This window comes from Streptomyces sp. N50, assembly GCF_033335955.1.
Taxonomy (GTDB): domain Bacteria; phylum Actinomycetota; class Actinomycetes; order Streptomycetales; family Streptomycetaceae; genus Streptomyces.
Window position 1 is genome coordinate 5507232 of record NZ_CP137549.1, and the last position, 22768, is coordinate 5529999.

At 66.9% G+C, this 22768-nt stretch carries 33 protein-coding genes and 1 pseudogene; 30 read left to right on the forward strand and 4 right to left on the reverse strand.

The genetic code is table 11. From position 1 onward, the window contains the following. Positions 1-72: 72 nt before the first annotated feature. The 6 genes from R2B38_RS24785 to R2B38_RS24810 all read left to right on the forward strand — a co-directional run bounded on the left by R2B38_RS24785 (position 73) and on the right by R2B38_RS24810 (position 6412). Complete coding sequence (locus R2B38_RS24785) at positions 73-564, forward strand: hypothetical protein (protein ID WP_318018218.1); 492 nt, start codon at positions 73-75, stop codon at positions 562-564. Beyond that, the gene (locus tag R2B38_RS24790; protein ID WP_318018219.1) at positions 564-2135 is read left to right on the forward strand and encodes a translation initiation factor IF-2; all 1572 of its coding nucleotides are present in this window, start codon (positions 564-566) and stop codon (positions 2133-2135) included. The genes R2B38_RS24785 and R2B38_RS24790 overlap by 1 nt, the downstream gene beginning before the upstream one ends. 24 nt (positions 2136-2159) lie before the next feature. After that, entirely contained in the window at positions 2160-3407 is a 1248-nt protein-coding gene (gene mycP / locus R2B38_RS24795) for a type VII secretion-associated serine protease mycosin (RefSeq protein WP_318018220.1), read from the forward strand. A gap of 168 nt (positions 3408-3575) precedes the next feature. Further along, positions 3576-4019, forward strand: a complete 444-nt coding sequence (locus tag R2B38_RS24800; RefSeq protein WP_318018221.1) for a hypothetical protein — start codon at positions 3576-3578, stop codon at positions 4017-4019. A gap of 9 nt (positions 4020-4028) precedes the next feature. Then, positions 4029-5837 (forward strand): alpha/beta hydrolase, encoded by a 1809-nt coding sequence (locus tag R2B38_RS24805; RefSeq protein WP_318018222.1) that lies wholly within the window; start codon positions 4029-4031, stop codon positions 5835-5837. Between the two features lie 41 nt (positions 5838-5878). After that, positions 5879-6412 carry a hypothetical protein gene (locus R2B38_RS24810; protein ID WP_318018223.1) on the forward strand — a complete coding sequence of 178 codons (534 nt, stop codon included), beginning with the start codon at positions 5879-5881 and terminating at the stop codon, positions 6410-6412. On the opposite strand, the gene R2B38_RS24815 is transcribed toward R2B38_RS24810, so the two are convergent. The 4 genes from R2B38_RS24815 to R2B38_RS24830 form a co-directional block, all read right to left on the reverse strand. Next, complete coding sequence (locus tag R2B38_RS24815; RefSeq protein WP_318018224.1) at positions 6373-7809, reverse strand: S41 family peptidase; 1437 nt, start codon at positions 7807-7809, stop codon at positions 6373-6375. The two genes, R2B38_RS24810 and R2B38_RS24815, sit on opposite strands and share 40 nt — an antisense overlap. Positions 7810-7986: 177 nt before the next feature. Beyond that, positions 7987-8340, reverse strand: coding sequence for a hypothetical protein (locus tag R2B38_RS24820; protein WP_318018225.1), 354 nt, complete (start codon positions 8338-8340; stop codon positions 7987-7989). 57 nt (positions 8341-8397) lie between these two features. Further along, positions 8398-9144 (reverse strand): hypothetical protein, encoded by a 747-nt coding sequence (locus tag R2B38_RS24825; RefSeq protein ID WP_318018226.1) that lies wholly within the window; start codon positions 9142-9144, stop codon positions 8398-8400. A 4-nt stretch (positions 9145-9148) separates the two neighbouring features. Continuing rightward, the gene (locus tag R2B38_RS24830) at positions 9149-9472 is read right to left on the reverse strand and encodes a hypothetical protein (RefSeq protein ID WP_318018227.1); all 324 of its coding nucleotides are present in this window, start codon (positions 9470-9472) and stop codon (positions 9149-9151) included. Between the two features lie 127 nt (positions 9473-9599). Between R2B38_RS24830 and R2B38_RS24835 the strand changes: the two genes are divergently transcribed. The 24 genes and pseudogenes from R2B38_RS24835 (at position 9600) to R2B38_RS24950 (ending at position 22643) form a co-directional block, all read left to right on the forward strand. Beyond that, complete coding sequence (locus R2B38_RS24835; protein ID WP_318018228.1) at positions 9600-9953, forward strand: hypothetical protein; 354 nt, start codon at positions 9600-9602, stop codon at positions 9951-9953. Positions 9954-10603: 650 nt separating this feature from the next. Beyond that, entirely contained in the window at positions 10604-10912 is a 309-nt protein-coding gene (gene rpsJ, locus R2B38_RS24840; protein WP_003948644.1) for a 30S ribosomal protein S10, read from the forward strand. A 17-nt stretch (positions 10913-10929) separates the two neighbouring features. Beyond that, complete coding sequence (rplC, locus tag R2B38_RS24845; protein WP_033280016.1) at positions 10930-11574, forward strand: 50S ribosomal protein L3; 645 nt, start codon at positions 10930-10932, stop codon at positions 11572-11574. Between the two features lie 7 nt (positions 11575-11581). Continuing rightward, a pseudogene (rplD, locus tag R2B38_RS24850) lies at positions 11582-12239 on the forward strand (50S ribosomal protein L4). After that, a complete protein-coding gene (rplW, locus tag R2B38_RS24855) occupies positions 12239-12658 on the forward strand; it encodes a 50S ribosomal protein L23 (protein WP_200681734.1) in 420 nt (139 codons plus the stop codon). Before rplD ends, rplW begins: the two are co-directional and overlap by 1 nt. 50 nt (positions 12659-12708) lie before the next feature. Further along, on the forward strand, positions 12709-13545 hold the full coding sequence (rplB, locus tag R2B38_RS24860) for a 50S ribosomal protein L2 (RefSeq protein ID WP_019055517.1): 837 nt from the start codon (positions 12709-12711) through the stop codon (positions 13543-13545). A gap of 12 nt (positions 13546-13557) precedes the next feature. After that, a complete protein-coding gene (gene rpsS / locus R2B38_RS24865) occupies positions 13558-13839 on the forward strand; it encodes a 30S ribosomal protein S19 (protein ID WP_019055518.1) in 282 nt (93 codons plus the stop codon). Positions 13840-13879: 40 nt separating this feature from the next. Beyond that, positions 13880-14227: a 50S ribosomal protein L22 gene (rplV, locus tag R2B38_RS24870; RefSeq protein WP_006604878.1), complete on the forward strand. Its 348-nt coding sequence runs from the start codon at positions 13880-13882 to the stop codon at positions 14225-14227. Then, positions 14227-15087: a 30S ribosomal protein S3 gene (gene rpsC, locus R2B38_RS24875; RefSeq protein WP_318018229.1), complete on the forward strand. Its 861-nt coding sequence runs from the start codon at positions 14227-14229 to the stop codon at positions 15085-15087. The genes rplV and rpsC overlap by 1 nt, the downstream gene beginning before the upstream one ends. Positions 15088-15092: 5 nt before the next feature. Continuing rightward, on the forward strand, positions 15093-15512 hold the full coding sequence (gene rplP, locus R2B38_RS24880; protein WP_010986348.1) for a 50S ribosomal protein L16: 420 nt from the start codon (positions 15093-15095) through the stop codon (positions 15510-15512). Beyond that, a complete protein-coding gene (gene rpmC, locus R2B38_RS24885; RefSeq protein WP_003998824.1) occupies positions 15512-15736 on the forward strand; it encodes a 50S ribosomal protein L29 in 225 nt (74 codons plus the stop codon). Before rplP ends, rpmC begins: the two co-directional genes overlap by 1 nt. Then, positions 15736-16023 carry a 30S ribosomal protein S17 gene (gene rpsQ, locus R2B38_RS24890; RefSeq protein WP_019072282.1) on the forward strand — a complete coding sequence of 96 codons (288 nt, stop codon included), beginning with the start codon at positions 15736-15738 and terminating at the stop codon, positions 16021-16023. The genes rpmC and rpsQ overlap by 1 nt, the downstream gene beginning before the upstream one ends. 95 nt (positions 16024-16118) lie before the next feature. Beyond that, positions 16119-16487, forward strand: coding sequence for a 50S ribosomal protein L14 (gene rplN, locus R2B38_RS24895; protein ID WP_003998823.1), 369 nt, complete (start codon positions 16119-16121; stop codon positions 16485-16487). A gap of 2 nt (positions 16488-16489) precedes the next feature. Then, positions 16490-16813: a 50S ribosomal protein L24 gene (rplX, locus tag R2B38_RS24900; RefSeq protein WP_019072281.1), complete on the forward strand. Its 324-nt coding sequence runs from the start codon at positions 16490-16492 to the stop codon at positions 16811-16813. Continuing rightward, on the forward strand, positions 16813-17370 hold the full coding sequence (gene rplE, locus R2B38_RS24905; RefSeq protein ID WP_033280020.1) for a 50S ribosomal protein L5: 558 nt from the start codon (positions 16813-16815) through the stop codon (positions 17368-17370). The genes rplX and rplE overlap by 1 nt, the downstream gene beginning before the upstream one ends. A gap of 5 nt (positions 17371-17375) precedes the next feature. Further along, positions 17376-17561 carry a type Z 30S ribosomal protein S14 gene (locus R2B38_RS24910; RefSeq protein WP_003948630.1) on the forward strand — a complete coding sequence of 62 codons (186 nt, stop codon included), beginning with the start codon at positions 17376-17378 and terminating at the stop codon, positions 17559-17561. 213 nt (positions 17562-17774) lie between these two features. Then, on the forward strand, positions 17775-18173 hold the full coding sequence (gene rpsH / locus R2B38_RS24915; RefSeq protein ID WP_013001411.1) for a 30S ribosomal protein S8: 399 nt from the start codon (positions 17775-17777) through the stop codon (positions 18171-18173). A 22-nt stretch (positions 18174-18195) separates the two neighbouring features. After that, positions 18196-18735: a 50S ribosomal protein L6 gene (gene rplF / locus R2B38_RS24920; protein WP_318018230.1), complete on the forward strand. Its 540-nt coding sequence runs from the start codon at positions 18196-18198 to the stop codon at positions 18733-18735. A gap of 3 nt (positions 18736-18738) precedes the next feature. Continuing rightward, positions 18739-19122: a 50S ribosomal protein L18 gene (gene rplR / locus R2B38_RS24925; RefSeq protein ID WP_019055526.1), complete on the forward strand. Its 384-nt coding sequence runs from the start codon at positions 18739-18741 to the stop codon at positions 19120-19122. Positions 19123-19159: 37 nt separating this feature from the next. Further along, positions 19160-19765 (forward strand): 30S ribosomal protein S5, encoded by a 606-nt coding sequence (rpsE, locus tag R2B38_RS24930; protein WP_006376045.1) that lies wholly within the window; start codon positions 19160-19162, stop codon positions 19763-19765. After that, on the forward strand, positions 19765-19947 hold the full coding sequence (rpmD, locus tag R2B38_RS24935; protein WP_006376032.1) for a 50S ribosomal protein L30: 183 nt from the start codon (positions 19765-19767) through the stop codon (positions 19945-19947). The genes rpsE and rpmD overlap by 1 nt, the downstream gene beginning before the upstream one ends. Positions 19948-19949: 2 nt before the next feature. Further along, the gene (gene rplO, locus R2B38_RS24940; protein ID WP_019055527.1) at positions 19950-20405 is read left to right on the forward strand and encodes a 50S ribosomal protein L15; all 456 of its coding nucleotides are present in this window, start codon (positions 19950-19952) and stop codon (positions 20403-20405) included. A gap of 259 nt (positions 20406-20664) precedes the next feature. After that, positions 20665-21978: a preprotein translocase subunit SecY gene (gene secY, locus R2B38_RS24945; protein ID WP_318018231.1), complete on the forward strand. Its 1314-nt coding sequence runs from the start codon at positions 20665-20667 to the stop codon at positions 21976-21978. Further along, complete coding sequence (locus R2B38_RS24950; RefSeq protein WP_318018232.1) at positions 21978-22643, forward strand: adenylate kinase; 666 nt, start codon at positions 21978-21980, stop codon at positions 22641-22643. The genes secY and R2B38_RS24950 overlap by 1 nt, the downstream gene beginning before the upstream one ends. Positions 22644-22768 lie beyond the last annotated feature (125 nt).

Below are 22768 nucleotides of genomic sequence, written 5' to 3' on the forward strand. Positions count from 1 at the left end.
CACGCTGTCACAGGGTGTAGCTAAAGTGGGCGGTGGTACCGGGGTGTCGAGGAACGCACGGGGGAGGACAGTGTGCTGCCGAGCGACGGTGGACCGTGGGCGTCCGGTGCGTCCGGTGCGTTCAACACGGTGAAGGGCGCCGCCGATGTCGCCACCGAACTGTCGTCCTTCACGGCGTTCCGGAAACGCGTCGACCAACTGATCCGCGACCTCAAGGGCTCGGACGCCGGCCCGGGCAAGGTCGGCCAGGAGAAGCTCGTACGGCATCAGTTCGGTGGCGGTGGTGCCCAATGGGCGGAGGCGGCGGGGCTGTTCACCGCGTACGAGACGGTGGTCGGTGAACTGGAGACGCTCTCGAAGCTGCTCTCCGACTCGATGGAGGGCATGAACATCGCGGTGCTCGCCTCGCACAAGGGCTACCGGAACATCGACCTCGACCTGCGCGACCGTATGACCGCGATCAGCGCGGAGACGACGACGCACTACGGCGGCGCCTACGACCCCCGGCTCCCGAAGAAGCCTCACACCGCCGCACCCGGAGGCGACGCGGGAGGCACGATCTGATGTCCGCCGCAGCACCCGGAACCGGCAGCACGTCCTTCGAGGAGATGAGCCACGAGCAGATGCTCGCGTGGCTCGACCAGGCGAACTCGGGCACGGTACGGCTCGCCGCCGACCGCCTCACCGCCGCCGCCGAGGAGATCCGCAGGATCGGCGAGGAACTCAAGGTCCGCCCGCAGTACGTGGAGTGGAAGGGCGAGGGAGCCGACGCATTCCGCACCTGGGCCGGCGACCTGGCCAACTCCACCCTGCGCCTGGGCGACTTCAGCGACGACGCCGCGAAGTGGCTGGGCCAGACCTCCGACGCGATCGCCCACGTACAGGCCTCGATCCCGCGCGACACGAAGAACGCCCAGGCGAACCCGAACGCGGCGTCCCGGGCCCACAACACCGCGGACACCACGGCCGTCACCCCCAACTCCGCGACCGAACTCGCCGCCATCGCCGCAGCCAAGGAGAAGACCCGCCAGGAGGCCGCGTCCCAGATGCTCAAGCTGGGCCAGTCTTACCGACTGTCGGCCACACAGCTGGACGGGTTGGAGCGGCCTGTGTTTCCGCCGCCGCCGGATGCGATCCGACCGCCGGAGAGGTATGGGTCGTCGGAAGATCTGGCTCGCTCCGAAGGCGTGAGTTCCCACAGGGTGAGTGGGGGCGCCACGGCGTCCGGTCCGGTTGGGGCCGGCGGTGTCGCACATTCGCCTGCCGTTCCTCCGGACCAGTCCGGGGTGAAGACGATCATCGGCGGGCAGACGTCGGCCGATCGCCCGGTCCTGGAGGGAAGGGAACGCTCCGCGCAGGTCGGGATCGACTCGGTGGCCTCTCTGCCTCATGCACCTCACACCGCCACGAGTACGACGGGCGGGGTGCCGTCGCCGGTCCGTCCGGAGACGGGTGCGTTCTCGCCAGCGGGCGGAATCGCCGCACCGATCGCGGGAGTTGCCTCGCGCGGGCGCATCGGCTCCGGTGGGCCGGGCAGATCCGCTGTCGGCGGACGTATGTCCGGTCCGCTCGGGCAGGGCACCGGTTCGGTCATCGGCCGGGGCGCGGGCGAGGCGGGTCCGGTCGCCAACCGCGACCCGCGCGGTTCCGGCGCGGCATCCGGTCGTAGCGCTCCCGGCGGGGGCATGCCCGCCGGCCGTGGCGTTCCGGCCGGCTCGGGAATCGTCGGTGGGCGTCCGACCGGAACGCCCGCCACCGGCGGATCGACCGGACGGCCGCCAGGCAGCACGGTCGTCGGTGGAGAGCGGGCGGGAAGCCGGGGTCCGGCAGGCCGGATGCCGGTCGCGGAGCCTGGGAGGCAAGCGACGGCCGCTCCGGTGGCCGGGCGTTCCTTCCCCGCACCGTCGAACGGTGTCGTCGGCCGCACTCCGCAGCGGACAGCCCGTGCTCCGGCTCGCCCTGACGCACCGGTACCGTCCGCCCCGACGCGAGGAGGCATCTCCGGCGGTACGCCCACCGAGCGCGGTCCCCGGGGTGGAGTGCCCGGCGGGGCCGCCCGGCCGAGCGGTCGTACGGGACAGGGGAAACAGGAACAGCGGGCTCGCCGCCGTGGCGAACCACCGCCCTCCGGCTGAGGCCAGGGCCACGAGAGGAAGCACATGTCCACGAGGAACACCTGGCGCACGGCGTCCGGCGCCGTGGCCTCAGCCGTGACGGGCCTTCTGCTCCTCGGCGCTACGGCCACTCCGGTCCACGCCGCCTCCACCCGCTCCCGACAGTGGCACCTGGACGCCATGCACGCGGAGGAGATGTGGCGAACGAGTACGGGCAAGGGCATCACGGTCGCCGTGATCGACACCGGAGTCGACCCGGACAACCCGGACTTGAAGGGGCGGGTGCTCGACGGCAAGGACCTCGCGCCGCCGAGCCGCTCCGGTGACGAGCACACGGACTACGACGGCCATGGCACGGGGATGGCCGGACTCATCGCGGGAACCGGCGCCTACGACGGGGGTAACGGCGCGTTCGGTCTCGCTCCAGGGGCCAAGATCCTTCCCGTCCGCATGCCCGCGGACAGCGATACCAATGGCTTCGCCGGGCCCTCCTACTTCAGCGAGGCGATCCGTTACGCGGCGGACGCCGGAGCCGAGGTCATCAACATTTCCATGGGCGGGCGTCTCGACAGCCCGCAGCTGACGGCCGCGGTGAGATACGCCCTGGACCACGGCTCGCTCGTCTTCGCGGCCGTAGGAAATGACGGGGACAAGGGCGACCCGGTCGAGTATCCGGCGGCAACGCCCGGCGTGGTCGGAGTGGCGGCGGTGGGCAGGGACCTCCGTGGGACCGCCGAATCCGCATCCGGCCCGCAGGTCGACATGGCGGCCCCGGGCGAGGACATGGTCCATGCCTGCGGCGGCGCGACGGGCCTCTGCAAGAGCCATGGCACCAGTGACGCCACCGCCCTGGCCTCCGCCTCCGCCGCCCTGATCTGGTCCAAGCACCCCACCTGGACCAACAACCAGGTCCTCCGCGTCCTGCTCGACACGATCGGCGCCCCGACGGACGGCGCGAAGCGCAACGACTCGATCGGGTACGGCATCGTCCGGCCGCGGGTCGCGCTTCAGGATGCCGGTGATCCGGGGGCAGCCGGCACCTACCCGCTCCCGGACCTCCAGGCCTCGGCGCCGCGGTCTCCCGGCGCTACGGCCCCCAAGGGTTCCGCCGTTGAGGCCAAGGAGGCGAACGGGGCGACGGAAGTCTCCTCCCACGAGGACGGGGGCACTGCCCTCTGGACCGGCCTGGGCACAGGTGTTGTCGTGGTCCTTGGTGCCGTGATCGCGGTGGCCGCCGTCCGCAGGCGTCGGACATCCACCGCGCGGCCTCCGGTTCCGCGCCGGCCCGTCTGACCAGGGCACTGGTTCCGGCTGAGTACGGATACTCATACGCCGTGGTGGCCGATACGGATGAGGCGAGTGGTGCGGGGTGGCTACGGTACGTTTCCGAACGTCGAGTGACGCGAGCGCGTGTTCGTATCCGCTCGGTGGCAGGCCAAGTGACACGGGGAGGGACCACGCATGGCGTGGGAGGAGTGGGAGCAGCTCAAAACCGCGGCGGCTGAACGGAGTTCCGCCCGGATGCAGCTGAACCACGTACCGATGGACCCGGGTGGTTCCGGCGGCCAGTTGGTGTCGAACCGACGCGACTGGGCCAAGGCGGGGGAGGACGTCGGTTCGCTCCGTGAGGACATCGGCAAGGCGGTCGGGAAGCTGACGGACGGGCAGAAAGGTCTCGGCGACGACTCCGGCTGTGTGACCGCGGCGGCTCAGAAGGAGGTCCACGGCTCGTGGGAGGCCTACGTCAAGAGCGTCGGCGCGCGGTGCGGGAAGCTCTCGGGGCTGCTGGAGAAGGCGGGCAACGAGCAGCTGAAGACCGATGAGGCGGTCGAGGTCGAGCTGGGCAACCTGGCGGTCGAGTACGCGGACACCCAGGCTGTCGGCGGCCAGGACAAGGGGCGGTAACGAGTCGTCATGGATCTCGCGACACTCAAGGCCCTGAAGCCGACCGAGTACGCGGAGGCGGCCGGCGGATACCGCAGCACCTCCGACATGGCGAGCGCGGCCAAGGACCGTATCGAGAACCAGATCGCCGTGGCCATGCGGAACTCGCTGAAGGGCGAGGCCGCGACCGCGGCGGTCGGACAGCTGATGGAGCTGGGCAAGAACTTCCACTACATCCAGGTCGAGTGCGGTCTTGTCGGTACGGCGCTCGATGCGTTCTCGTACGAGGTGGGAGCGGCCAAGAGCAAGCTCGACGCGGCGCTCGAAGGCGCGCGGGCGGCGAAGCTCACCGTGAACGCCGACGGTTCGATCACCTATCCGCCGGCGGGGGAGAAGGACCAGGACGGCAAGATCCCCGATGGCGGCACGGTGAGCGGCCTCACGGACGGCACGGCCTCCGCGATCGGTCGCCAGGCGGCCGACTTCGACCCCAATCCCCAGCACCGTCTCGCGCAGGACTACGCGGACCAGATCGCCGGTGCCCTCAAGGAAGCCACGGAGGCGGACGACAAGTGGGCCCCGAAACTGAGGGCGTTGAAGGCCGACGACGATCTGACCGTGTCCGACAAGGACTGGGCCGACGCGTCCTCGGACACGAAGGGCGTGACCGAGGCCGGCAAGAAGTACCTCGACTCGCTGCCCCAGCCGCCCGGGAACGGCAGTACGAAGGACAACGCGGAGTGGTGGAAGGGGCTCACCGCGGAGGAGCAGTCCGCGTGGATCTCCATGCGCCCCGACAGCGTGGGCGCGATCGACGGGCTGCCCGCCACGGTCCGGGACGAGGCGAACCGGATCGTGCTCGCCGAGGCGCACGGTGTCGCGCAGGGCGAGTACGACACCTGGCTGAAGCAGCACCCCGAACCCTCGCCGCGCTATCAGCCCTACATCGATCCCTACACCGGGACCATCATGAAGAGCATCAGCGTGGAGACTCAGGAGTGGAAGGACTGGGAAGAGTCCAGAAAGTCCGCCAGTAAATCCCTCGACGGCATGGATGCGATCCAGAAGCGTTTCGACGCGACCGGCACGAACGGACTTCCCGACGCGTACCTCCTGGGATTCAGCACCGAAGGAGACGGCCGCGCGATCGTCGCCAACGGAAACCCGGACACCGCGGATCACACGGCGGTTTATGTTCCGGGTACGACGGCGGAGCTGGGAAATATCGAAGGCAACATGAACCGAATGGCCAATGTCTGGCACGCGGCCAATGACGAGGCCGATGGGAAAGCTGTCTCCACGATCACCTGGCTCGGCTACGACGCACCGGACAGCGTGGTGAAGGACGCACCGTTCGAGCACTATGCGTACGACGGCGCTCCGGCTTTTCGTAATTTCATGGACGGTCTTGACACGTCACATTCCGGAGATTCGCCGGCGCACACCACCGTGATCGCGCACTCGTACGGAACGACCCTGGTCGGCGCGGCGGCCGAGACGGGGCATCTCAACGCCGATGACGTCGTCTTCGCCGGTAGCCCCGGCGTCAAGGTGTCCGGCGCCGATGAGATGGACGTGCCCAAGGGGCATGTGTGGAACGAGGAGGCCGACGGAGACGTGGTGCCGGATCTCGGCCGTTGGGGCCACGGCGGGCACCGCTTCGTCATCCCCAGCGATCCGGAATTCGGCGCCAACCAGATGACTACCGACACCGAGGGCCACAGCGGTTATTGGGATGAGAACTCGAAGAGTCTGAGGAACCAGGCCCTTGTCGTCGTCGGGAAGAGCGATGACGTGGCGCTGAAGCCGCCGCCCGATCCGTGGTCCCACATGAGGTAGGAACCCCCCCGACTCAGCCCGACGAAGTAAGGCTCCCTGACGTGAAGACCAAACCGAGCGCGCTGGTGCTCGCCGTACCCCTCGCACTCACTACCCTCACGGGATGCAGCATGACTGACAAAGAATCCGCCGACAAAACTCCGTCCGCTGGTACGAGCACGTCACGTGACGCCTCCGACGCGATGGAAAAGGTGTCCAGCGGTATCTACGATCTGATCGGCGTCAAGGGGAAGGCGTCCAACAGTCGCCCGGGAGTCAAGGACTGCTCGGGGAAGGACACGAAGACGTACTTCACGATCTTCCACCCGTGGAGCTTCTACCCCACTTCGGCGAGTGACCTCGACGAAGCGATGGAGCGGCTGAAGAAAGAGCTGCCCAAGCACGGGTGGAAGATCGTTGAATACGGTCCGGACACCAGCAAGAACAAGAACATCAACCTGACGGCTGACAATGACGAGAAGAAGGTCGGCGTAAACATCGTTCAAATGTCGAAGAACGACCCGCCGAAGCTGAGCCTGACCCTCGTGTCCGGCTGCTACAAGGTCCCGGACGGTGAAGAGGTCGAACGCTTCTGAGGGCTCACCTGCGTCGCCCGTCCACCCAACACCCCCACCGCCCCCGCGAACCCGGAATCCCGCCCCTCCGCGAACTCCTCCTCCGTGAACACCGGCACCCGTACCTGCGGCGGAATCCCCGTCCCGTCGAACGTGTGGCCCGAGTGGGTCAGGAACTCCTCGTTCGGGAGCCAGGCCGCCATGCCGTTCGGCAGGTGGCGGGTCAGGGTGTCCGAGAAGACGCCCTGGGTGGGCTGGCCGATGCGGATCGTCCTGCCGGGGCGGTTCATCAGGGCCTGGGTGAAGGTCTCGCCCGCGCTCACCGTCGAACCGCCGGTCAGGATCGCGATCGGGCCGGTGTAGCGGCGGGAGTGGGCCGGGAGCACCGGGATCGGTTCGGGGTGGGTGTGGTGGGCCGGGTTCCCCGGGTCGTTGCGGGCTCGCTTCGCGTAGGCGGTGTACGGGGTGTCCGTCAGGCGGGACGCGATGTGGAGGCCCATCGCGTCGGAGCCGCCGCCGTTGATCCGGAGGTCGATGATCAGGCCGTGCAGCGACCCCACCCGTTTCGACGTGAGGATGGTGTCCAACGCCCGGTCCAGCTCGGCCAGTTGGGACGCGTACGAGGCGTTCTCCTGCGGCAGGTAGCCGCCGAAGCCCGAGATGCGCAGGTAGCCCAGCTGGCTGTCACCCCGTAGATCCGCGTACGTGATGCGGCCGTTGGCGAAGTCCCGGTGGTACGTCGCGCCCGTCAGGTCGTGCTGTTCGATGAACTTCTTTGCCCTGGCGTCCAGTTCGGGGCTCGGCGGTTCCGTGCCGGGGCGGCCCGTGGCGAACGTGTGGCCGCCGTCCTGGACCACGACATGCGCGTCGTGCAGCGGGCGCACCATCGCGCTGAAGATGTCGAACAGTTCCGCCCTGCTCGTGTTCGCGTGGACCCGCGGACGGTACTCGGCCCGCACCGCCCGCCAGTCGACGCCCTTCGCCGCGAAGAAGGGGTAGTTCTCCTCGAAGGACTGCCAGAAGACGTCGAAGGAGGTGACGGGGTCCGTCGGTAGATGCTTCGTGCAGGTCGGCGGCAGGGACCCGATGCGGTGGAGTTGCTTGTGGCCCGCCGAACTCGCCGTCGCCACCGACGCGTGGTTCTTGTCCTTGCCCAGGCGGACCGTCAGGACGTCGCCGTTCACCGTGTACGTCCCCGGGCCCGTCCGCCGGGCCGTATCGCCCTTGAGGCAGCTCACGGCGGTGGTCTGGTACTCCTGGTACGTGCCGTGGGTGAGGGCGACGACCGTGCCGTAGCCGTCCATGCGCCACAGGCCGGCGGCGGTGTGATCGGTGCCGGCGGCGGACGCGGCCGGGGCGGCGATGCCCGCGGCGAGGGTCAGGGCGATGACGGTGGCGGTAGCGGTGGCGGTACGCACGTTCTGTTCTCCCCGTGGTGCGGCGGTCCGGCCTGCGTGACCTGCATGACCTGCATGACCTGCATGTCTTACAACCCTGACCGACCGACCGCCGCCCCTGCCATCCGGCACACCCGAGCATCGGGGTGAGGGAAACCCCCCGGGCCTCCGTTCAGTCACCGCCACTCCTCGTACGCATCAGGAAGCTCCTTGAGCCGAGCGCTCCTCCTCGATCTCTGCCGCCTGTTCCGCCAGGTACGCCCGTGCCGCCGCCTCCTGGTTCGCGCGTTCGCCGGGGGAGAGGCGGTCGTACTCGCGGAAGCCCTGAACCATGCGGTCACCCAGTGCCTCCGCGTACGCGGAGACCCGGGCGGCCTCGCGCAGGCCCGTCCGGCCGCTGAGGACCTCGCGGGCCATCTCGCGCAGCGGATCGTCGGGGGCACGGTCGGCGGCGAGTTTCTGAAGGGCCTTGCGAAGTGACCGGGCGCGGGCCTGGTCGCCGCCGGTGATGTTCATCAAGTCCGCGTCGCCGATGCGTAGTTCGTCGGGCATGCGCGTCCTCCTCGTAGCGTGGGGCCAGTTGTCGGGTGCTGGGTGCTGGGCGCGGTGTCAGATCGCCGGGCTCGGGTGGTCGTACTCGCCGATCTTCGTGAACTCGGAGATCGTTCCGTAGAGGGCCGCGCCGATGGTCTCCACCGCACCCACGGCGCCGTTCACGATGCCCTGGACGTTGCCGATGGCCTCGGTTGCCTGGCCCCAGAGGCGGAGCATGTTGGCGATCTCCAGTGCCGCGAGGCCGTAGCCCACCGCCGCGCCGGCGCCGGTCCACGACAGCGCGGTCCCGGCCGCCATCTCGACGGCTGTGATCAACAGGCCGTCGATGATGCCGCTCAGAAATCCGTTGATGGCCTCGGCCGTGGAATAGGCCGAGTGGGCCAGGTGGTCGTACTCGGTCCTCAGCTTGCCGAACTCGTCCCTGATCTCTTCGAGTTTCGCCGCGCAGGTGTGGAAATAGGTGTACGCCGCGTCGGCGGCACGCCCGTTCCACGTGGAGTCGAGGGTCTTGTTGCCGGACCTGACGTTGCCGGAGACCGCCTCGACGGCTCTGCCCAACTGGTCCCAGACATCACCGCACTTGGCGAACGACTCCCAGTCGCCGGCGAACCACTGGATCACTTCGTCCAGCGGATTGAAGCCGAAGACCGCGTCGCACGCCTCCATGACCCAGTACGTCGGGCCCGCCAGGTCGCCACAGTTGTTGAAGATGTCGAGGATCGGTCCCTGGGAGTACTCACTCGGTGTGGCCGGAGCCCTGAGCAGACTCGTTGGTTCTGTGACGTCGATGAAGTCGGACACGGACCTATTCGACCGGGCGCTTCACGAGGGGGTAGGCCGCGTCGACGCGCGCTGCTACAGCCAGGTCTGTGTGCATGTAGTACTTCTTGTTGCGTTCCAGTTCCGAGCTCGCCGCTCTCAGGACCTCTTGCAGTCTGTCCATTGCCCGGTTGACCGTCTCGACCGTCGACGTGTGCGTGGTCAGGAAGAGGTTCAGCACGCCCTGGCCCGAGACGCTGATACCGGTGTACCGGGTGCAGTGGCTTTTGAAGTCCGCCGCGTCGTGCGCCGCGCGGCTGATCTGCCTCGCGTATCCGCTGAGGTCCCAGGGACTGACTCGGAGATTCACTTCGTGCCTTCCGTGCTCGCGGCCGGGTTGCCTGCACTGCCAACTCCCGCGTGGGTGCGTACGTTTCGCGATTCGCCGGAAGTAATGAGCAAACAGGGCTGTCAATCCCGGTAGGGTGCACGCCGTGATGAACCGTGAGAACCGGGCAAACCCCGACGAAGGAGTCCACCTCGGCGACGGCACGGATACGTTGGCTGCGGTCGACGACCGAGGTCGGAGCCTGTTCACCGGTCTCACCTGCATCTTCGTGACACTGCTCGCCGTGGGCCTGCTGGCGGTCCTCCGTCGGGCCGTGACAGGCCAGGGGGAGGCGCCCGGCGGTCCTCAGGTGATCGCGGCCGTCATGGGGCTCGCGGTGGTTGCGGTCGGGGTGTGGTTGGTCGTCCGGGCCCGGCGCGCCCAGAGGTGGCTGCCGCTGCTCGTCGCGTGCGGGATCTGCATGGGCTGGATGGGTGTCATGGCTCTCGCGGGGAGGATCTAGGACCGGTCGGCGGGCCATGTCGCAGGCGCGAGGTGCGGTACGCGGATGTGTCGCGTTGTCGTCGTTCCCGCGCGCCCTGATCCGCCTGACAGGCCTTGGCCGCGGAGTGCCCGGCAGGCGTACGTCGGACTCGTGGCGGTGCCGAGGGGCATGACCTGCGCGGAATGATCCTGCCCGGCCTCGCGGACGCCTTGCTCCTGCCGGGGGGCTTTCGTGGCTGTGTTTGACCTGCGTCACTCCAGGGGTAATCTCTACGCCCCGATTGGCCAGCCCCCTGCCCCATATGGCAGACTGTCCGAGTTGCTCGGTCGAGTGTTGATGCTGCGCGCCTCCCGTCGGGAGGACCGGAAGCGAGTCCCACGGTACTCGTCGTCCCAACTGCCTCACGGCAGCGCTGGGACGGACGTACGGGAATCTTTCGGGAAGTGTCAGTGCGGCGCCGGCCAGGCACCCGGTGGGCTTCTTCGCCCTCGGCCTGCGGTTCCGGAAGGGCCGTGCTTTCCCAGTAGGGAAGTTCCGTATATGGGACTTCTGTGTCGGTGAGAGCGCGACACACCCGACCGCGTGGGTCGGAGGAATCGAAGAGTGAAGCGAGCAGAAGGGCTTGCCGGGGTGCAGAGCGTTACTAGAGACAGGACTACTGAGTAGCCATGGCGGGACAGAAGATCCGCATCCGGCTCAAGGCCTACGACCACGAGGTCATCGACTCCTCGGCGAAGAAGATCGTCGAGACGGTGACGCGCACTGGTGCGTCGGTCGCGGGCCCGGTGCCGCTGCCCACTGAGAAGAACGTGTACTGCGTCATCAAGTCGCCGCACAAGTACAAGGACTCGCGCGAGCACTTCGAGATGCGCACGCACAAGCGCCTGATCGACATCCTCGACCCCACCCCCAAGACCGTTGACTCTCTGATGCGACTCGACCTCCCGGCCGGTGTCGACATCGAGATCAAGCTCTAGGGGCCGGTGAGCTGAAGATGGCTAAGCAGATCAAGGGCATCCTGGGCGAGAAGCTCGGCATGACGCAGGTGTGGGACGAGAACAACCGTGTTGTTCCGGTCACCGTCGTCAAGGCCGGCCCGAACGTCGTGACCCAGGTCCGTACGAACGACAGTGACGGCTACGAGTCGGTCCAGATCGCCTTCGGCGAGATCGACCCGCGCAAGGTGAACAAGCCCCTCAAGGGCCACTTCGCCAAGGCCGATGTCACGCCGCGTCGCCACCTCGTCGAGATCCGCACCGCGGGCGCCTCCGAGTACACGCTCGGCCAGGAGATCACCGCTGAGGTGTTCGAGGCCGGCGTCAAGGTCGACGTGACCGGCAAGAGCAAGGGCAAGGGCTTCGCCGGTGTCATGAAGCGCCACAACTTCCGTGGCCTCGGCGCCGGTCACGGTGTCCAGCGCAAGCACCGCTCGCCCGGCTCCATCGGTGGCTGTGCCACCCCGGGTCGTGTGTTCAAGGGCGTCCGCATGGCGGGCCGCATGGGCAACGAGCGGGTCACCACCCAGAACCTGACCGTTCACGCTGTTGACGCGGAGAAGGGACTGCTCCTCATCAAGGGAGCCATCCCTGGTCCGAACGGCGGCCTCGTCCTGGTCCGTACCGCCGCCAAGGGGGCCTGAGGACACTATGAGCACCATTGACATTCTGTCGCCCTCCGGCGACACCGCCGGGACCGTTGAGCTCCCGGCCGAGATCTTCGACGTAGAGAAGATCAGCATTCCGCTGCTTCACCAGGTCGTCGTCGCACAGCTGGCCGCCGCCCGTCAGGGCACGCACAAGGTCAAGCGTCGTGGCGAGGTCCGCGGTGGTGGTAAGAAGCCGTACCGCCAGAAGGGCACCGGCCGCGCCCGTCAGGGTTCGACCCGCGCCCCGCAGTTCGCCGGCGGTGGCGTCGTGCACGGCCCGACGCCGCGCGACTACTCGCAGCGGACCCCGAAGAAGATGAAGGCCGCGGCCCTGCGCCACGCCCTCACCGACCGGGGCCCGCAACGCTCGCATCCACGTCATCACCGGCGTGATCGAGGGCGAGACCCCCTCCACCAAGGCCGCCAAGAGCTTCCTCGGCAAGGTCAGCGAGCGCAAGAACGTGCTCCTGGTCATCGAGCGCTCCGACGAGGCCGCGCTGCTTTCCGCGCGCAACCTGCCCCAGGTCCACATCCTGGAGCCGGGCCAGCTGAACACGTACGACGTTCTCGTCTCGGACGACGTGGTCTTCACCCAGGCCGCTTTCGAGTCCTTCGTGTCTGGCCCCCAGGCCGCTGACACCGAAGGGAGCGAAGCCTGATGGCTACGCGTCACCCGAGCATCGCCTCGAAGGCCGCCAAGGCCAAGAAGGTCGCCCGCATCGCCAAGGCGAAGCGGCACGAGACCGAGGGCAAGAACACCGTCGAGACGCCGATCAGCAAGTCGTTCACGGACCCCCGTGACGTGCTGCTGAAGCCGGTTGTCTCGGAGAAGAGCTACGCGCTCCTCGACGAGGGCAAGTACACCTTCATCGTGGCCCCGGGCGCCAACAAGACCCAGATCAAGCAGGCCGTCCAGGCGGTCTTCTCGGTCAAGGTCACCGGGGTCAACACGATCAACCGCCAGGGCAAGCGCAAGCGCACCAAGACCGGTTTCGGTCAGCGCGCGGGCTCCAAGCGCGCGATCGTGACCCTCGCTGAGGGCGACCGTATCGACATCTTCGGCGGTCCGGCCGCGTAAGCGGGTCGGAGCGTCCAGATAATCGGGAAAGTTCCGAGGACTGAGAGACAATGGGAATCCGCAAGTACAAGCCGACTACGCCGGGCCGCCGTGGCTCCAGCGTCGCCGACTTCGTCGAGGTCACGCGGTCCACGCCGGAGAAGTCGCTGGTTCGCCCGCTGCACAGCAAGGGCGGCCGTAACAATTCCGGTCGTGTGACCGTTCGCCACCAGGGTGGCGGACACAAGCGCGCCTACCGCGTCATCGACTTCCGTCGCCATGACAAGGACGGCGTGCCGGCGAAGGTCGCGCACATCGAGTACGACCCCAACCGCACCGCGCGCATCGCGCTGCTGCACTACGCGGACGGCGAGAAGCGCTACATCCTCGCCCCGCGCAACCTGCAGCAGGGTGACCGCGTCGAGAACGGTCCCGGGGCCGACATCAAGCCGGGCAACAACCTGGCGCTCCGCAACATCCCGGTCGGTACCACGATCCACGCGATCGAGCTCCGTCCCGGTGGCGGCGCCAAGTTCGCCCGCTCCGCCGGTGCCTCGGTGCAGCTGCTCGCGAAGGAGGGCACGATGGCCCACCTTCGTATGCCCTCCGGCGAGATCCGCCTGGTCGACCAGCGCTGCCGCGCCACGGTCGGCGAGGTCGGCAACGCCGAGCAGAGCAACATCAACTGGGGCAAGGCAGGCCGCAAGCGGTGGCTGGGCGTCCGCCCGTCCGTCCGCGGTGTTGCGATGAACCCGGTCGACCACCCGCACGGTGGTGGTGAGGGCAAGACCTCCGGTGGTCGCCACCCGGTCAGCCCGTGGGGTCAGAAGGAGGGTCGTACTCGCTCGCCGAAGAAGGCATCGAGCAAGTACATCGTCCGCCGCCGCAAGACGAACAAGAAGCGCTAGGAGCGGGTTTAGATGCCGCGCAGTCTCAAGAAGGGGCCCTTCGTCGACGGCCACCTCATCAAGAAGGTGGACGTACAGAACGAGGCCGGCTCCAAGAACGTCATCAAGACCTGGTCCCGCCGCTCGATGATCGTCCCGGCCATGCTCGGCCACACGATCGCGGTGCACAACGGCAAGACCCACATCCCGGTGTTTGTCACCGAGTCGATGGTCGGCCACAAGCTCGGCGAGTTCTCGCCGACGCGCACCTTCCGGGGTCACGTCAAGGACGACCGGAAGTCGAAGCGCCGCTAGCGCGGGGCGACCGACCATGACAAACACTGAAGGGACAACCATGGAAGCCAGGGCCCAGGCGCGGTACATCCGCGTCACGCCCATGAAGGCCCGCCGCGTGGTGGACCTCATCCGTGGCATGGACGCCACGGAGGCTCAGGCGGTCCTGCGTTTCGCCCCGCAGGCCGCGAGCGTGCCGGTCGGCAAGGTGCTGGACAGCGCCATTGCCAACGCCGCACACAACTACGACCACACCGACGCCGGCAGCCTCGTCATTTCCGAGGCGTACGTCGACGAGGGTCCGACCCTGAAGCGGTTCCGGCCGCGTGCCCAGGGCCGCGCCTACCGGATCCGCAAGCGGACCAGCCACATCACCGTGGTCGTCAGCAGCAAGGAAGGAACCCGGTAATGGGCCAGAAGGTTAACCCGCACGGGTTCCGGCTCGGCATCACCACGGACTTCAAGTCCCGGTGGTACGCCGACAAGCTGTACAAGGACTACGTCAAGGAAGACGTCGCCATCCGTCGGATGATGACGTCCGGCATGGAGCGCGCCGGCATCTCGAAGGTGGAGATCGAGCGCACCCGTGACCGCGTGCGTGTGGACATCCACACCGCTCGTCCGGGCATCGTCATCGGCCGCCGTGGCGCCGAGGCCGACCGCATCCGCGGCGACCTCGAGAAGCTCACGGGCAAGCAGGTCCAGCTGAACATCCTCGAGGTCAAGAACCCCGAGACGGACGCTCAGCTGGTTGCCCAGGCCGTCGCCGAGCAGCTCTCCTCCCGCGTCTCCTTCCGCCGCGCCATGCGTAAGAGCATGCAGTCGGCGATGAAGGCCGGCGCCAAGGGCATCAAGATCCAGTGCGGTGGCCGCCTCGGCGGCGCCGAGATGTCCCGCTCGGAGTTCTACCGCGAGGGCCGCGTGCCCCTGCACACGCTCCGCGCGAACGTCGACTACGGCTTCTTCGAGGCCAAGACGACCTTCGGCCGTATCGGTGTGAAGGTCTGGATCTACAAGGGCGACGTCAAGAACATCGCCGAGGTCCGCGCCGAGAACGCCGCTGCCCGTGCGGGTAACCGCCCGGCTCGCGGTGGCGGCCCGGGCGGCGACCGCCCGGCCCGCGGCGGTGGCCGCGGTGGCGAGCGTGGTGGCCGCGGCCGCAAGCCGCAGCAGGCCGCTTCCGCTGCCGAGGCCCCCAAGGCCGAGGCTCCGGCGGCTGCCGCTCCGGTCGAGGCCGCGCCCTCTTCTACCGGTGGAACGGAGGCCTGACCGACATGCTGATCCCCCGTAGGGTCAAGCACCGCAAGCAGCACCACCCCAAGCGTCGTGGTCAGGCCAAGGGCGGTACGCAGGTTTCGTTCGGCGAGTACGGCATTCAGGCCCTCACGCCGGCGTACGTGACGAACCGCCAGATCGAGGCCGCCCGTATCGCCATGACCCGCCACATCAAGCGTGGCGGCAAGGTCTGGATCAACATCTACCCGGACCGCCCGCTCACGAAGAAGCCTGCCGAGACCCGCATGGGTTCCGGTAAGGGTTCTCCCGAGTGGTGGATCGCGAACGTGCACCCGGGCCGGGTCATGTTCGAGCTGTCCTACCCCAACGAGAAGATCGCCCGTGAGGCCCTCACTCGCGCAGCGCACAAGCTGCCGATGAAGTGCCGGATCGTCAAGCGCGAGGCAGGTGAAGCGTGATGTCGGCCGGTACCAAGGCGTCCGAGCTGCGCGAACTGGGTGACGAGGAGCTTCTCGCGAAGCTCCGCGAAGCCAAGGAAGAGCTGTTCAACCTCCGCTTCCAGGCGGCGACCGGTCAGCTCGAGAACCACGGTCGGCTCAAGGCCGTCCGGAAGGACATCGCGCGGATCTACACCCTGATGCGTGAGCGCGAGCTGGGCATCGAGACGGTGGAGAGCGCCTGATGAGCGAGAGCAACGTGACTGAAGAGCAGACCGCGAGCCGCGGCTTCCGCAAGACCCGTGAGGGTCTCGTCGTCAGCGACAAGATGGACAAGACCGTCGTCGTCGCCGTCGAGGACCGCGTGAAGCACGCGCTGTACGGCAAGGTCATCCGCCGTACGAACAAGCTCAAGGCCCACGACGAGCAGAACGCCGCAGGCGTCGGCGACCGCGTCCTCCTCATGGAGACGCGTCCGCTGTCCGCGACGAAGCGCTGGCGCATCGTCGAGATCCTCGAGAAGGCCAAGTAATTCCTGCGAGCAACCTCGCAGGACAGTTCCGCCAGGCTCCAAGGGCCGTTCACTGAACGGCCCTTGGGGAACCGGCAGACGATCAGGAGATAGACGTGATCCAGCAGGAGTCGCGACTGCGTGTCGCCGACAACACTGGTGCGAAGGAAATCCTTTGCATCCGTGTGCTCGGTGGCTCCGGTCGCCGCTACGCGGGCATCGGTGACGTCATCGTCGCCACCGTCAAGGACGCGATCCCCGGTGGCAACGTGAAGAAGGGTGACGTCGTCAAGGCCGTCATCGTTCGCACCGTCAAGGAGCGCCGCCGTCCGGACGGCTCGTACATCCGCTTCGACGAGAACGCCGCCGTCATTCTGAAGAACGACGGCGACCCTCGTGGTACCCGCATCTTCGGCCCGGTCGGGCGCGAGCTGCGCGAGAAGAAGTTCATGAAGATCATCTCGCTGGCTCCGGAGGTGCTGTAAGCATGAAGATCAAGAAGGGTGACACGGTTCAGGTCATCACCGGCAAGGACAAGGGCAAGCAGGGCAAGGTCATTGCCGCTTACCCGCGCGACGAGCGCGTCCTGGTCGAGGGTGTCAACCGGGTCAAGAAGCACACCAAGGCCGGCCCCACCGCCAAGGGTTCGCAGGCCGGTGGCATCGTCACGACCGAGGCGCCGATCCACGTCTCCAACGTCCAGCTGGTCGTTGAGAAGGACGGCAACAAGGTCGTCACGCGTGTCGGCTACCGCTTCGACGACGAGGGCAACAAGGTTCGCGTTGCCAAGCGGACGGGTGAGGACATCTGATGACTACCACCACCACTCCGCGTCTCAAGACGAAGTACCGCGAGGAGATCGCGGGCAAGCTGCGTGAGGAGTTCTCCTACGAGAACGTCATGCAGATCCCCGGCCTCGTCAAGATCGTGGTGAACATGGGTGTCGGCGACGCCGCCCGTGACTCCAAGCTCATGGACGGTGCCGTCCGTGACCTGACCACGATCACCGGTCAGAAGCCGGCCATCACCAAGGCCCGCAAGTCCATCGCGCAGTTCAAGCTGCGCGAGGGTCAGCCGATCGGTGCCCACGTCACGCTCCGTGGCGACCGCATGTGGGAGTTCCTGGACCGCACCCTGTCGCTCGCGCTGCCGCGCATCCGCGACTTCCGTGGTCTGTCTCCCAAGCAGTTCGACGGTCGTGGCAACTACACCTTCGGTCTCACCGAGCAGGTCATGTTCCACGAGATCGACCAGGACAAGATCGACCGCGTCCGGGGTATGGACATCACCGTGGTGACCACGGCGACCAACGACGCCGAAGGCCGTAGCCTTCTCCGTCACCTCGGCTTCCCCTTCAAGGAGGCGTAAGCGAGATGGCGAAGAAGGCTCTGATTGCCAAGGCTGCTCGTAAGCCCAAGTTCGGTGTGCGTGGCTACACCCGCTGCCAGCGCTGCGGCCGCCCGCACTCCGTGTACCGCAAGTTCGGCCTCTGCCGCGTGTGCCTTCGTGAGATGGCTCACCGTGGCGAGCTGCCGGGCGTGACCAAGAGCTCCTGGTAGTCCGGTAATTCCGGACTCCCGAAGCTCTCGGTAAGCAGAGGGCACGGTCAGGTGCCCACCCCTCCATGGCTTAGGCTAGGAGGGTTGGGCGCCTGATTGCCGCCCATACGACTTACTACGCCGTAGGTCCACCGCACCGCACCCGCCTCGTCTCGGATCGAGGAGAGGGATGGGCACCTGGAAACCCCGGCGAGAGAGGCCGAAGGCCAATTCATGACCATGACTGATCCGATCGCAGACATGCTTACGCGTCTGCGGAACGCGAACTCGGCATACCACGACTCCGTGACGATGCCGGCATCGAAGATCAAGTCGCACATCGCGGAGATCCTCCAGCAGGAGGGCTTCATCACGGGCTGGAAGGTCGAGGACGCCGAGGTCGGCAAGAACCTCGTTCTCGAGCTGAAGTTCGGCCCGAACCGTGAGCGCTCCATCGCGGGCATCAAGCGGATCTCCAAGCCCGGTCTCCGGGTGTACGCGAAGTCCACCTCCCTGCCCAAGGTGCTCGGTGGCCTCGGCGTGGCGATCATCTCCACGTCGCACGGTCTCCTCACCGACAAGCAGGCCGGCAAGAAGGGCGTAGGCGGAGAAGTTCTCGCCTACGTCTGGTAGCGGAAAGGAATCGGAAGAAGCTATGTCGCGTATTGGCAAGCTCCCCATCACGGTTCCCGCCGGCGTGGACGTCACCATCGACGGCCGTACGGTCTCGGTCAAGGGCCCCAAGGGCACCCTGACCCACACCGTCGCAGCGCCGATCGACATCGCCAAGGGTGAGGACGGCGTGCTCAGCGTCACCCGCCCCAACGACGAGCGTCAGAACAAGGCCCTGCACGGCCTGTCCCGCACGCTGGTGGCGAACATGATCACCGGCGTGACCGAGGGTTACGTGAAGAAGCTCGAGATCAGCGGTGTCGGTTACCGCGTTGCGGCCAAGGGATCGAACCTCGAGTTCGCGCTCGGCTACAGCCACTCGATCACCGTCGAGGCGCCCGAGGGCATCTCGTTCAAGGTCGAGAACCCGACGCACTTCTCGGTCGAGGGCATCGACAAGCAGAAGGTCGGCGAGGTTGCGGCCAACATCCGCAAGCTGCGCAAGCCCGACCCGTACAAGGCCAAGGGCGTCAAGTACGAGGGCGAAGTCATCCGGCGCAAGGTCGGAAAGGCGGGTAAGTAAGCCATGGCATACGGTACGAAGATCGCTAAGGGCGACGCTTACAAGCGTGCTGCCATCAAGCGTCGTCACATCCGCATCCGGAAGCACATTTCCGGTACGGCTGAGCGTCCGCGCCTGGTCGTGACCCGCTCCAACCGCCACATCGTGGCCCAGGTCATCGACGACATCAAGGGTCACACCCTGGCGTCGGCGTCGACCCTGGACACCTCGATCCGCGGCGGCGAGAGCGACAAGTCCGCGCAGGCCAAGTCGGTCGGCGCCCTGGTCGCCGAGCGCGCCAAGGCCGCCGGTGTCGAGGCTGTCGTATTCGACCGCGGTGGCAATCAGTACGCGGGGCGCATCGCCGCCCTGGCGGACGCCGCCCGCGAAGCCGGACTGAAGTTCTAGTCGCTTCCGTAGCTAGCGGAAAGAGAGAGGTAATCCAATGGCTGGACCCCAGCGCCGTGGAAGCGGTGCCGGTGGCGGCGAGCGGCGGGACCGGAAGGGCCGTGACGGCGGCGCTGCTGCCGCCGAGAAGACCGCGTACGTTGAGCGCGTAGTCGCGATCAACCGCGTCGCCAAGGTTGTCAAGGGTGGTCGTCGCTTCAGCTTCACCGCGCTCGTCGTGGTGGGCGACGGTGACGGCACCGTCGGTGTCGGTTACGGCAAGGCCAAGGAGGTGCCGGCCGCGATCGCCAAGGGTGTTGAAGAGGCCAAGAAGCACTTCTTCAAGGTCCCCCGTATCCAGGGCACCATCCCGCACCCGATCACGGGCGAGAAGGCCGCGGGCGTTGTCCTGCTCAAGCCTGCTTCCCCCGGTACCGGCGTTATCGCCGGTGGCCCGGTGCGTGCCGTCCTGGAGTGCGCCGGCGTTCACGACATCCTGTCGAAGTCGCTCGGCTCGTCCAACGCGATCAACATCGTGCACGCGACCGTGGCGGCCCTCAAGGGCCTGCAGCGTCCCGAGGAGATCGCGGCCCGCCGCGGTCTGCCCCTCGAGGACGTCGCTCCCGCGGCCCTGCTTCGTGCACGTGCCGGGGCGGGTGCGTAATGGCTCGCCTCAAGGTCACGCAGACGAAGTCGTACATCGGCAGCAAGCAGAACCACCGTGACACGCTGCGGTCGCTTGGTCTCAAGGGGATCAACACCGTGGTCGTCAAGGAGGACCGCCCCGAGTTCCGCGGAATGGTGCACACCGTCCGCCACCTCGTGACGGTTGAGGAGGTCGACTGATCATGGCGGAGAACAACCCGCTCAAGATCCACAACCTCCGTCCCGCCCCGGGCGCCAAGACCGCCAAGACCCGTGTGGGTCGTGGTGAGGCGTCGAAGGGTAAGACGGCCGGTCGTGGTACCAAGGGCACGAAGGCCCGTTACCAGGTTCCGGAGCGCTTCGAGGGTGGCCAGATGCCCCTCCACATGCGTCTCCCGAAGCTGAAGGGTTTCCGTAACCCGTTCAAGACCGAGTTCCAGGTCGTGAACCTCGACAAGCTGGGCGCGCTGTACCCCGAGGGTGGCGAGGTCACCGTAGAGGGTCTCGTCGCCAAGGGTGCCGTTCGCAAGAACAGCCTCGTCAAGGTGCTCGGCCAGGGCGAGATCTCCGTGGCGCTGCAGGTTTCGGTTGACGCCGTCTCCGGCTCCGCCAAGGAGAAGATCACTGCCGCCGGCGGTACGGTCACCGAGCTCGTCTGAGTTGTTTTCGGACCGAGCCTGACCAACGTCAGCACTAGCGGCCGGGGTTGGCCCTCTCTGGAGGGTCAACCCCGGCTGTTTTTTCAGCAGTCGTGACTCATGGGACGTTCGATCGGTATCCCCTAGGGGCGTTGATGTAGGTAGGCTGTGCGGCTGGTACCCAGCGTCGTCTTGGCATGCCGTAATCTCGTTCCACAGGCCATCAACCACACTTAGTCGTCACCTCACGCGCACACGCGCGGGGGTCGCAGGAGGCACCGTGCTCACCGCGTTCGCCCGGGCGTTCAGGACACCCGACCTGCGCAAGAAGCTGCTCTTCACGCTCGGGATCATCGTGGTGTACCGGGTCGGTACGCACGTCCCGATCCCGGGCGTCGATTACAAGAGCGTCCAGACCTGTATCGACGTCTCGAACGGCAACCAGGGTCTGTTCGGTCTGGTCAACATGTTCAGCGGTGGCGCGCTGCTCCAGATCACGATCTTCGCGCTCGGCATCATGCCGTACATCACCGCGAGCATCATTCTGCAGCTGCTGACCGTGGTGATCCCGCGTCTGGAAGCCCTCAAGAAGGAGGGCCAGGCCGGTACGGCGAAGATCACGCAGTACACGCGTTATCTGACCGTGGCGCTCGCCATCCTCCAGGGCACCGGTCTGGTGGCCACCGCCCGCAGCGGCGCTCTCTTCTCCGGCTGCCCGACGGCGAACCAGATCGTCCCGGACCAGTCGATCTTCACCACCATCACCATGGTCGTCTGCATGACCGCCGGCACCTGCGTCGTGATGTGGCTCGGCGAGCTCATCACCGACCGCGGCATCGGCAACGGCATGTCGATCCTCATGTTCATCTCGATCGCCGCGACCTTCCCGTCCGCGCTGTGGGCCATCAAGAAGCAGGGCACGCTGGCCGGCGGCTGGATCGAGTTCGGCACCGTCATCCTCGTCGGCCTGGTGATGGTCGGCCTCGTGGTCTTCGTCGAGCAGGCCCAGCGCAGGATCCCGGTCCAGTACGCGAAGCGCATGATCGGCCGCCGTTCCTACGGTGGTACCTCGACCTACATCCCGCTGAAGGTCAATCAGGCCGGTGTGATTCCGGTCATCTTCGCGTCGTCGCTGCTCTACATCCCGGCTCTGGTCGCTCAGTTCTCCGGCGGCACGTCCACCTGGAAGACCTGGATCCAGACCAACCTGACCAAGGGTGACCACCCGATCTACCTGGTCAGCTACTTCCTGCTGATCGTTTTCTTCGCGTTCTTCTACGTGGCGATCTCGTTCAACCCCGAGGAAGTCGCCGACAACATGAAGAAGTATGGTGGCTTCATCCCGGGCATCCGGGCTGGCCGGCCCACCGCTGAGTACCTGAGTTACGTACTCAACCGGATCACCTGGCCGGGTTCGCTGTATCTGGGTCTGATCGCTCTCGTACCGACGATGGCGTTGGTCGGTTTCAACGCAAGCGGCAACTTCCCGTTCGGCGGGACCAGCATCCTGATCATCGTGGGTGTCGGTCTCGAGACGGTGAAGCAGATCGAGAGCCAGCTCCAGCAGCGCAATTACGAAGGGTTCCTCCGCTGATGCGAATCGTCCTCGTCGGGCCGCCGGGTGCCGGTAAGGGAACGCAGGCTGTGCGCCTCGCCAAGACGCTGCACATCCCGCACATCTCCACGGGCGACCTCTTCCGTGCCAACATCAGTCAGGCCACGGAACTCGGCAAACTGGCGAAGTCCTACATGGACGCGGGCAACCTGGTCCCGGACGAGGTCACCATCGCGATGGCCAAGGACCGCATGGAGCAGCCGGACGCGGTGGGCGGCTTTCTGCTGGACGGCTTTCCGCGCAATGTGTCGCAGGCCGAGGCGCTGGACGAGCTGCTGAAGACCGAGGGCATCAAGCTGGACGCGGTCCTCGACCTGGAGGTCTCCGAGGACGAGGTGGTCAAGCGCATCGCCGGCCGCCGCATCTGCCGCAAGGACTCCAGCCACGTCTTCCACGTGACGTACAGCCCGCCGAAGCAGGACGGCGTCTGTGACGTGTGCGGCGGCGAGCTGTACCAGCGCGACGACGACTCCGAGGACACGGTCCGCACCCGCCTGGAGGTCTACCACACGCAGACCGAGCCGATCATCGACTACTACAAGGCCCAGGGCCTGGTGGTCACGATCTCCTCGCTCGGCCCGGTGGAAGAGATCACGCAGCGGGCGCTGGACGCGCTGCAGCACGAGGACGAGAGCGCGAAGTAGTCAGCTGACAGATCCGGCCGCGGTGCCCACATGGGTGCCGCGGTCGTACTGTTGTGTACGGCCATTTTGTGGCCGGCCGTTTTGTACAGCCATTCTTTGTGTCGCGGAAGACGGAGAGCGCAGGC